At 69.6% G+C, this 9,516-nt stretch carries 8 protein-coding genes; 5 read left to right on the top strand and 3 right to left on the bottom strand.

The annotated features are described in order from the left end of the window. Positions 1–106: 106 nt before the first annotated feature. Positions 107–2,530 (bottom strand): PAS domain-containing protein, encoded by a 2,424-nt coding sequence (locus Q664_RS51785; protein WP_052517855.1) that lies wholly within the window; start codon positions 2,528–2,530, stop codon positions 107–109. 135 nt (positions 2,531–2,665) lie between these two features. Between Q664_RS51785 and Q664_RS08690 the strand changes: the two genes are divergently transcribed. After that, positions 2,666–3,907 carry a M48 family metalloprotease gene (locus tag Q664_RS08690; RefSeq protein WP_052517856.1) on the top strand — a complete coding sequence of 414 codons (1,242 nt, stop codon included), beginning with the start codon at positions 2,666–2,668 and terminating at the stop codon, positions 3,905–3,907. A 69-nt stretch (positions 3,908–3,976) separates the two neighbouring features. On the opposite strand, the gene Q664_RS08695 is transcribed toward Q664_RS08690, so the two are convergent. Together Q664_RS08695 and Q664_RS08700 are read right to left on the bottom strand one after the other, a co-directional pair. Further along, positions 3,977–4,495 (bottom strand): tetratricopeptide repeat protein, encoded by a 519-nt coding sequence (locus tag Q664_RS08695; RefSeq protein WP_043392086.1) that lies wholly within the window; start codon positions 4,493–4,495, stop codon positions 3,977–3,979. A 6-nt stretch (positions 4,496–4,501) separates the two neighbouring features. Then, positions 4,502–5,584 (bottom strand): hypothetical protein, encoded by a 1,083-nt coding sequence (locus tag Q664_RS08700; RefSeq protein WP_084609637.1) that lies wholly within the window; start codon positions 5,582–5,584, stop codon positions 4,502–4,504. Between the two features lie 205 nt (positions 5,585–5,789). On the opposite strand from Q664_RS08700, the gene ruvX reads away from it, so the two are divergent. From ruvX to Q664_RS08720, 4 genes are all read left to right on the top strand, one after another. Then, positions 5,790–6,251: a Holliday junction resolvase RuvX gene (gene ruvX, locus Q664_RS08705; RefSeq protein ID WP_043392088.1), complete on the top strand. Its 462-nt coding sequence runs from the start codon at positions 5,790–5,792 to the stop codon at positions 6,249–6,251. After that, positions 6,252–7,325 carry an endolytic transglycosylase MltG gene (gene mltG, locus Q664_RS08710; protein WP_052517858.1) on the top strand — a complete coding sequence of 358 codons (1,074 nt, stop codon included), beginning with the start codon at positions 6,252–6,254 and terminating at the stop codon, positions 7,323–7,325. Positions 7,326–7,485: 160 nt separating this feature from the next. Continuing rightward, positions 7,486–8,439 (top strand): hypothetical protein, encoded by a 954-nt coding sequence (locus Q664_RS08715; RefSeq protein ID WP_043392090.1) that lies wholly within the window; start codon positions 7,486–7,488, stop codon positions 8,437–8,439. A gap of 208 nt (positions 8,440–8,647) precedes the next feature. After that, the gene (locus Q664_RS08720; protein ID WP_052517859.1) at positions 8,648–9,400 is read left to right on the top strand and encodes a YsnF/AvaK domain-containing protein; all 753 of its coding nucleotides are present in this window, start codon (positions 8,648–8,650) and stop codon (positions 9,398–9,400) included. The last annotated feature ends 116 nt before the right edge of the window (positions 9,401–9,516 follow it).

Genomic DNA, 9,516 nt, shown 5'->3' on the forward strand with positions numbered 1-9,516 from the left:
TTCCACGCATCCCGGGTTGAACCCCCCTGTCCACACTGGAAGCCACGGGTTGAAGAACGGGCCCGGATACCCTCACCCTGACCCTCTCCCGGAGGGAGAGGGGATATCAGGAAGGCGCGCGCCTCGGCAGCCGCACCGTGAACGTCGTGCCCGTGCCCACCTCGGAGTGCACCTCGATGGTGCCTCCGTGCGCATGGACGATGTTGGCCACGATGAACAGACCCAGGCCGATGCTGCGGCTGGCCGCGTCTCCTCCCGGCCTCCCCCGCGTCATCGGCTCGAACAGGTGAGGGAGCAACTCGGGAGGAATGGGGCTGCCCGCGTTGTGCACGCCGAGCAACACGGCGCCGTTCATCCCTCGCGTCTCCACGCGCACGGGCGTTCCCGGTGGGCTGTAGGCCAGCGCGTTGTTCACCAGGTTGGTGATGACCTGGGCCAGCCGGTCTCCATCCCACTCGCCCCTGCCCTCCCCGCTCCACACCACCTCCACCTCCCGGTCCGGATGGGCGAGCCTCACCTCCTCCACCACCTGCCGGCAGTGGGAATGCACGTCCAACGGCTTGCGCTCGATGGGGATGCCTCCTCCGAGCCGCGCCCGGGTGAAGTCGAGCAGATCCCGGATGAGCCGCGTCGCCCGCTCCGTCGCCGCCGAGATGCGCGCGAGCCCCTTCGCCTGACGCTCGCCCAGCTCCTCCTGCCGCAACAGCGCCGCCACCGACAGGGTGATGGCATTGAGGGGGTTGCGCAGATCGTGCGAGACGATGCCGATGAGCTGCTCGGCGAACTCCGCGCGCTTCTGGGACTCCTGCTGCTGGTGCTTGCGCTCGGAGATGTCCTGGACGGTGCCGATGAAGCGCACGGCCCGTCCTCCCTCGAAGAAGGCCCGGCCGATGGCGCGGACCCAGCGCTCTGGCCGGCCCTTCTGCCTCAGCGGGCGGAACTCGATGTCGTACTCCCCGCCACTGTCCGGTTGCAGCGCCCACTGGACGGCCACCTGCGCGCGCTCCCGGTCCTCCGGTTGGAGCGCCTCCATGAAGCCCTCGTACGTCACCTCGGGCGACAGGGGCAGATTGAAGAGCGCCTTGCACCGCTCGTCCCAGCGCAGGATGCCCGTCACCGGATGGAAGTCCCACGTCCCCAGCTCCGCCGCGCGCACCGCCAACCGCAGCCGCTCCTCGCTCACCCGGAGCGCCTCGCTCGCCGCCTTGCTCGCGGTGATGTCCTGCATCGCCCCCACCATCCGCACCGCCCGGCCGCTCGCGTCCCGCTCGACGAGGCCGTGGTCGGTGACGTGGACATAGCCACCATCCCGGTGGAGGAAGCGATACTCGTCCCTCCACCGCTGCCCACCCCTGGCGATGGTCTCGTGGATGCCGTGGACGACCCGCTCGCGATCCTCCGGGTGGATGTGGTCGTACCAGCCGGAGACGTGCCCGCCGAGCTGCTCCCGCGTATGCCCGAAGAGCTTCTCCACCCCCCCGCTCCAGGTGACGGAGTCCGTCTGGAGATTCCACTCCCAGATGGCGTCGCTGATGGCCGCGGTCGCCAGCCGGTGGAACGTCTCGGAACTGGCCAGCCGCTCGTTGGCCTGCCGGAGCTGCTGGAGCAGGAGCGCCTTCTGGATGATGCCGGAGAGGTACTCCACCAGCGTCTCGAGGTAGCGCCGGGCCTGGGGCTCGAAGGGCCGGATCTCCGCGACCCCCAGGTAGAGCACCCCGAGCAGCTTGCCGTGCGGCCACAGCCGGACCCCCAGCAGCGAATGCAGGCCACTGAGGCGCACGCCCTCGGACACCTCGTGTCCGGCTCCCGCCGCGTCCGGCAACTCCAGCGGCTCCTCGGAGGCGGCCAGTCTGGCCACGAAAGAGGACCCGTCCAGCGCAACGGGCCCGGTCTCGGTCCGCACGTTCCACTGGCCCGTGTACATGGTGGGAAGGAGCGTCCGGCCGTCCGCCGCCACGAGCAGGAGCGCGGCCCCCTGCGCCCGCATGGCCTCCCGCACCACCTCCACCAGGGCGCCCAGCCGCTCTTGCAGGGGGATGAAGCGCTCGCCGTCTCCCATCACCTCGCTCGCCAGCGCGTTGAGGCGGTTCAGGAAACGCTTCTCCCGCTGCCGGTCCTCCTGGGAGTAGCCACTGAAGGAGACAATCACCTGGGCCATCGCGCTCTGGAGCTCCTCGAACAGGAGCCGCGTGTCCTCCTGCGAGGGCTGCTGCTCCAGGGGAAGCCCCTCCCAGAGGCCCGAGATGAGACGGCCCATGAGGACGTACTCGTCCGTCACCTCCTCCTGGTTGAAACCCAACCGCACGCGCTGGCTGATGTGCGTCGCCTCCAGCCGAGACCTCGTCTTCGAGGGATCGTCCCGGTGGCCCTGCCGGGAGATGGCCACCAACATCGAGAGGAACTCGGGAAAGGAATCCGTCAGCTCGCTCGGACCGAGGCCCCGGGAGGACTCCCACTGGCCCAACTCCCGCGTGTAGCGCTCGATGAGCTTCTCCCGGTTCCTCTCGATGAACTCCGCGACCGTCGTCATGCCGTGGGCCTTCCTCGCCCCACTGAAGGTGCGGAGGACCCACGGCTCACGCCAGCACGGCGATGGGAGGGCGTTGTCCTTTCAACGCCCCCCTGGGAGAAACTCCGGGGAAGGGTCTAGGCTCTGGCCCCGCCCATGGAGCCCATCTTCACCCCCGAGCAGCTCGCCGAGATCGAGGCCTACTACCTGCCGCTCTACATCCGGAGCGCGGTGAGCCCGCTCGTCTACCTGGGCGTCCTGGCGCTCATCCTGGGCGTCCTGGTGCGGCCCTTCTACCGGTGGTCCGAGTCCGGCGCGGCCTGGTTGTCCCAGCGGCTCGCGTTCCTTCGGACGGCGCCCGTCCTCCGGGTGCTCGTCCAGGCGCTGGACCGGCTCTGGGGCGAGCCGGGTTGGGGCGTGGCGCTCCTCTTCGCGTTGCTCGTGGAGCTCTTCATCGAGCTCGTCTACGTCCCGGCGAACATCTACTTCGGCTACGTGCTGGAGCACCGCTACGGCATGTCCACGTACACGCCGCTGCGCTTCCTGGTGGACGAGCTCAAGGGCATCGCCCTGGAAGGCGTCGCCGTGTCGGCGCTGGCGCTGGGCATGTACGGGCTGGCCCGGCGGATGAAGCGCTGGTGGCTGGTGCTGGGCATCCCCACGGCGCTGCTGATGCTGGGGGCTTCCGCGCTCGACCCGTACCGCAGTCAGGTCTTCTTCGAGCAGAAGCCCCTGGAGCAGGGCCCCCTGCGCGAGCGCATCACCGCGCTCATGACCCGGGCGGAGGTCCCCTTCCAGGACGTGCGGGTGGAGAAGACGTCCGTGGCCAGCAAGCGCCTCCAGGCGTACTTCGCGGGCCAGGGCCCCACGCGCACCATCGTGCTCAACGACGTCATGCTCCGCGAGCTCCAGCCGGAGGAGATCCTCGCCGCCGTGGCCCACGAGGCCGGTCACGTGCACGAGCCGAAATGGCCGGGCCGCATCGCCGCCTCGGTGGCCCTGGTGGCGCTCCTCTACGTCATCGACCGGATGCTGCGGCACGCCGCCGCCCGGGGGTGGTTCGGCACCACGCGCTTCGCGGACATCCGCACCTTTCCCCTGCTGTGGCTGCTCTCCTTCTTCGTCTTCTTCCTGAGCACCCCCATCTCCTCGGCCTTCTCCCGCGAGCGAGAGCGCGAGGCCGACCGCTACGCCCTCCAGCTCACGCAGGATCCCGCCGCCTTCCGCCGCATGCTGGTGAAGGCCGCCCGGGTGAACAAGATGAACCCCGACCCGCCCCGCTGGGTCGTCCTCAAGGGCCACAGCCACCCGCCCATCAGCGAGCGGCTCGCCGCCATTCCTCCCGCCCCAGAAAAAAGGGCGCCAGCGGGCGAGCCCCTCACGGAGCCCACCCACTGACGCCCTCCCCCCGGGCCGCCCATCCCCTCCTCCCCTCCGCGGCCCGGCGGTCCCTCCCGGCTCCGCGGACTACGCCTTCGCCCGCGGCTCCGGCTGCAACTTCTCCGCGGCCGCCAGCGCGATCGCCCTCACCAGCGCCCTCGCCCTCCGGCCCGCCGACGTCTCCCCCCTCGGATCCGCCTCCACCGCGTTGGCCAGATCCGTGAAGCCCTGCCGGTTCCCCCGCCGCAGGTACAGCTCGCCCCGGTTCACCAGCGCCACCGGGTTGGCCGGATCCCTCTCCAGCGCCGCGCTGTACTCGGTGACGGCGTCCTCCAGCCGCCCCAGCTTCTGGTACACCGTGCCCAGCGCCGCGCGGCTCGCCGAGTCCTTCGGGTTCCCCTCCACCAGCCCCTCGAAGAGGATGCGCGCCTCCTCGTAGCGCCCCGCCGCCGCCAGGTCACACCCCACCTGCGCGATCGCCCTCGCCTCCGCGAACGTCATCCCCTCCACCTCCGCCCACGTCACCTCCCCGCGCACGAATGCCTTCAGCTTCTCCGCCGTCGCCGTGTCCATGGTTCCTCCCTCGTATTTGATGACGCGTCCCATCTCCGCTCACGCGCTCCGCATGTTGGAGAGGGCCGTCTTCGCCATCTCGTTGAACTTCATGGACAGCGTGCTCATCATCTCGAACATCATCTTCCGCTTCTCCACCAGCTTCTGGAGCCGCATGTTGAGGCGGTCGATGTCACGCTGGGAGTCGGAGAGCGCCTTCTCGTCCCCCTTGCCGTTCTTGATGCCGGCCTGCTTGTCCTGCGCCGCCGCCAGCTCATCCATCACCTGGAGGATCTCCCCGTCCATCTTCTCCGTGAGCCCCATGAGGATGGCCTCGATCTTCTCCTCCAGGCTCATGCTCGGGTCGTTGATGATGCCCTTCATGCTCGAGCTGGCCGTGCCGCTCGTGGACCCGGGCGAAGCGCCGCCCGATGGCGCCGAGCTGCCCGTGCTCGCGGGCCGCCCGTACTGGGCGAAGTCCGCCTTCACCTTGAAGATCTCGTTCTGGATGTTGCTCAGGCTGATGCGGTCGTCATTGTTCATGTCGCGGAAGACATTCCCCCGCGAGTGGACGCCGGCCGAGGTGTCGAGCCGCTCGAAGTAGCCCGGGTTGTCCACGAGGAAGCGGGCCGCCTGGCGCAGCTCGGGCGACACGCGCGCGTCCTGGGAGATGCGCTGGAGGTCCCCCCGCGACAGGTTGCCGTCCAGCTTCCCGTCCGTCGCGTCGAGGTAGCGGAAGTTCTGCTGGAGCGTCTGCAGCGCGTGGAAGTAGTCGTTCATCTTCGGATCCAGATGGCTGCCCCGGCTGTCGCCACACGCCTGTGCCGGGCCGCTCGACCCCGACGTCGGGGTGCCCGGCGGCGGAGGATTCGCGTAGCCCTCGCAGGCCCGCGCGCTGTCGGCGGGCGGCTTGTACTCGGTGGTGGCCGGCGGATTCTTCGTCAGCTCCTGCGCGAGCCCCATCGCGCCATCGGCCGCCAGCATCACGTTGCCCGTCATCGCGCCCACGGCCACCTTCGCCGCGTTCGTAATCGCCGGCGGCAACCCCAGCGCGTTGCCCGCCGCGTCGATCAGCGCACCTCCCGACAGCAGGCTCGTCACTCCACCCAGCGCACTGCCCAGACCCCTCAAGAAGTCACTCATGGTGCCTCCCATGCGGCGCCGGGGCTCCATGCCTCCGGATGCCGCACCGTGTTCCGCGCCTGACGGATTGCAGCGGCGATGCCGGGCCCGGGGCCTCACCCGGCTCAACGAATTCAGCGGTTTAGCCCGCTCACCGGGCGGGCACGGTCCTGCCTCGCGGACGGGGCGGTCCACGGCCGGGGATTGCGGTTACATTCCACCGCGCATGCGAACCCTCGGCCTCGACTATGGGACCAAGACGATCGGCGTGGCCGCCTCGGACGCCCTGGGCCTCACCGCCCAGACCGTCACCACCATCCGGCGCACCAGCCTCAAGGCGGACCTCGCCACCCTGAAGGAGCTGGTACAGGAGTACGAAGTCGAGCGCTTCGTCGTCGGGCTCCCCCTCAACATGGACGGCTCCGAGGGCCCTCGCGCCGAGGCCACCCGCAAGTTCGTGGACGCCCTCACCCAGGCGCTCGGCCTGCCCGTGGAGCTGTGGGACGAGCGCCTGTCCACCGTGGCCGCCCAGCGCACCCTGCTCGAGGCGGACCTGTCGCGCGCCAAACGCCGCGAGGTCATCGATCAGATGGCCGCCCAGTTCATCCTCCAGGGCTGGCTCGATGCCCGCAGTCCGCCCTCCAGGGGGGACGCCTACGATGATGACGACTACGAGCCGGAGCCGTAGGTGAAGAAGGTCCTGCTCGCCCTGCTCGTCCTCGGGGTGCTCGCGGCGGCCGTCGCGGGCGCCTGGTACCTGCGCCTCGAGCGGCGGATCTCCGAGTTCGCCGCGGCCCCCGTCCCCCTGCCCTCCGAGGGTGTCACCCTGGCCGTGCCTGGCGGCACCGGCCCGAGGACGATCGCGAGGATGCTGGCGGACGCGGGCATCGTCACCGACCCGGAACTGCTCTACCTCTACATCCGCCGGGAGCGGGTGGGCCCCCGGCTCAAGGCCGGCGAGTACCTCTTCGAGGGCACCCTCACCCCCGCGCAGGTGGTGGAGCAGCTCGCCTCCGGCAAGGTGAAGCTCTACCGCTTCACCGTCCCCGAGGGACTGCGCATCGAGGAGATCCTCCCCATCCTCGCCGGCTCGGAGCTGAAGCTGGAGCTGGGGGAGCTGGAACGGCTCGCCTCGGACCGGAACTTCCTCCGCGAGGCCGGCGTGCCGGCTGCTTCGCTCGAGGGTTTCCTCTACCCGGACACGTACGCCTTCACCCGCGGCGCCACCGCGGAGAAGGTGCTGGCGAAGATGGTGCAACGCGCGCTGGAGGAGTACCGGAAGGCGGACGCGCGGCGGAAGGACGGGGTGAAGCTCTCGCTGCTGGAGACGTTCACCCTGGCGTCCATCGTGGAGAAGGAGACGGGCCAGCCCCAGGAGCGGCCCCGCATCTCGTGCGTCTTCCACAACCGGCTGCGCCAGGGCATCAAGCTCGAGACGGACCCCACGGTCCTCTACGCCATGAAGCTGCAACACGGGGTGTACTCGCGGAACATCACCCGGAGGGACCTCCGGACGCCGCACCCGTACAACACGTACACCACCCCGGGGCTGCCACCGGGGCCCATCGCCAGCCCGGGCGCCGCGGCCCTCCAGGCCGCCCTCCACCCGCTGGACTGCGATGACCTCTTCTTCGTGTCGCGCAACGACGGCACGCACCTCTTCTGTCCCACGCTGGAGTGCCACGAGGCGGCGGTGCGCAAGTGGCAGGTGGAGTTCTTCCGCGAGAAGCGCCGCCAGCAGCGGATGAAGGGCACGCCGTAGCGGCCATGGGCCCACCACCATGCGACCAGGAAGGCGCGGGGGCCTCCGCCGCCTCTGCGTTCGAACACACGCCACGCGGAGGCCCGCTCCCCCGTCGAGCCAGGGTGTCCACCTTTCCGAGGTGAAGGGACTCCTCCCTTCCTTCCCAGAGAGGTGGAGCATGGCAACGGCGACGCAGCAGAAAGCAGGCGTTGGATTCCTGGCGGGGCCTCCGGTGAAGGTGAGCTGGGGCTCCATCTTCGCGGGCGTGGTGACCGCGCTGGGGCTGTGGATATTGCTCTACGCCTTCGGACTGGCGCTGGGGTTGTCCAGCATGAACCCGCAGGACGTGGGCAGCGCGAGGTCCTCCGGCATCTTCACGGGCATCTGGGGCCTCCTCTCCCCGCTGATCGCCCTCTTCGTGGGCGGCATCGTGGCGGGGCGGTGCGCGGGCGTGCAGACGAAGGCGAGCGGTGGCATCCACGGGCTGGTGGTGTGGGGGCTCACCACGCTGGTGGGCCTGTGGCTGCTCGGCAACCTGGTCTCCGCCCTGGCCGGCGGGCTGTTCTCCGTTGGAAAGACGGCCGCGCAGGCCACGGGCGCGGCGGTCTCCGCGGGAGCCTCCCAGTCGGGGAGCCTGGGCCAGGTGGCGCGGAACTTCGGGTTGGACGCCAATGACGCCCTGCGCCCCGTCAACGAGCGCCTGCGCGCCGAGGGCATGCCGGAGGTGACGGCGGCGCAGCTCGAGGCGGCGACGAAGGACGTGGTGCAGACGGCGGTACAGCAGGGCCGGCTCGACCGGCAGGTGCTGGTGGGCTCCATCGCAGAGAACACAGCGCTCTCGCGCGCGGATGCCGAGGAGGTGGCGAACCGCATCGAGGCCCAGTTCAACGCGGCCCAGGGCAAGGCGGGACAGGTGGCGCAGCAGGTACAGACAGGCGCGCTCCAGGCGGCGGACGCCACGGGCAAGGCCTTCTGGGGTGTCTTCGGCGCCCTCTTCCTGGGGCTCATCTCCGCCATCCTCGGAGGCACCATGGGCGTGAACAAGCGCCAGCGCATCTCCGCCGAGGGCGTGGTGGTGACGACTCCTCCCGAGGGTGGGCTGCCGCCTCCGCGCCGCGAGGTGTATCCGTAGGGCAGCGCGCTCGAAGCAACGCCCTCCACGGGCCCGGTGCCTCGCCCAGGTGCCGGGCCCGTTCGCAATCAGAACACAGGGAGAGGCTCGCGTTCCGGGACGCATCCTGGACAGGAATGCGGCCGGGCGTCCGTCATGAGCCGATATGCCCCCCGGTCCCACCACCCCCATCGTGAGTGCTGGAGCCACTCAACACAGGAGAACAGCCATGTTCCAGCGCACGCAGTTGAGGGAAGGCATGACGGTTCGCAGCATCGACGGCGAGAAGCTTGGCAAGGTCTTCTCCATCGGAGACGACGCGTTCCACATCGAGAAGGGCCTCTTCTTCCCGAAGGACTACCTCGTCCGCTACGCGGACATCAGTGACATCCGCGATGGGGAGATCATCCTCCTGCACGGCCGGGAGAGCCTCCGGAATCTGTCGGACGAGGACCGGTACGGTACGACCACCGGCTACGGCACGACCACCACGGGCCTCGGCACGAGCGCGGGCCTGAGAGCGGACGCGGGCATCAAGGATCGCACGAGGGAAGCCGGAAGCACGGAGGGGGTGACCATCCCGTTACACAAGGAGGAGTTGGACGTCACCCGGCGCGACGTATCGGCCGGTGAGGTGCGCGTCCACAAGGACGTCGTGGAGGAGGTGAAGACGGTGGAGGTCCCGGTCCGCCGCGAGCGCGCCCGGGTAGAGCGCCGCAACGTCGATCCGGGCCGGCCCGCCATGAACGCCTCCTTCCAGGAGGAGACGGTGGTGGTGCCTCTGCGCGCCGAGGAGGTGGACGTCCAGAAGCGCGCGGTGGTGGATGAGGAAGTGGTCATCCACAAGGACGCCATCGAGGAGGAGCGCCGCGTGGCGGAGTCGGTACGCCGCGAGGAGGTGGAGATCAGCTCTCCCGATGACGCGGACAACAGGCGCTCGCTGAACCTCACCCCCGACGACGACCCACTCCTGCGTCGCTAATGGAGGTTCACGAAGTCCTTGGACCTGATCCGAAAGCCCGTGGAAATCCCCTCTCCCTCTGGGAGAGGGCCAGGGTGAGGGTCTTCCCTCTGTACGACGTGGCCGCAGCGCGGAGA

This window comes from Archangium violaceum Cb vi76, assembly GCF_000733295.1.
In the GTDB taxonomy this organism is placed as follows: domain Bacteria; phylum Myxococcota; class Myxococcia; order Myxococcales; family Myxococcaceae; genus Archangium; species Archangium violaceum.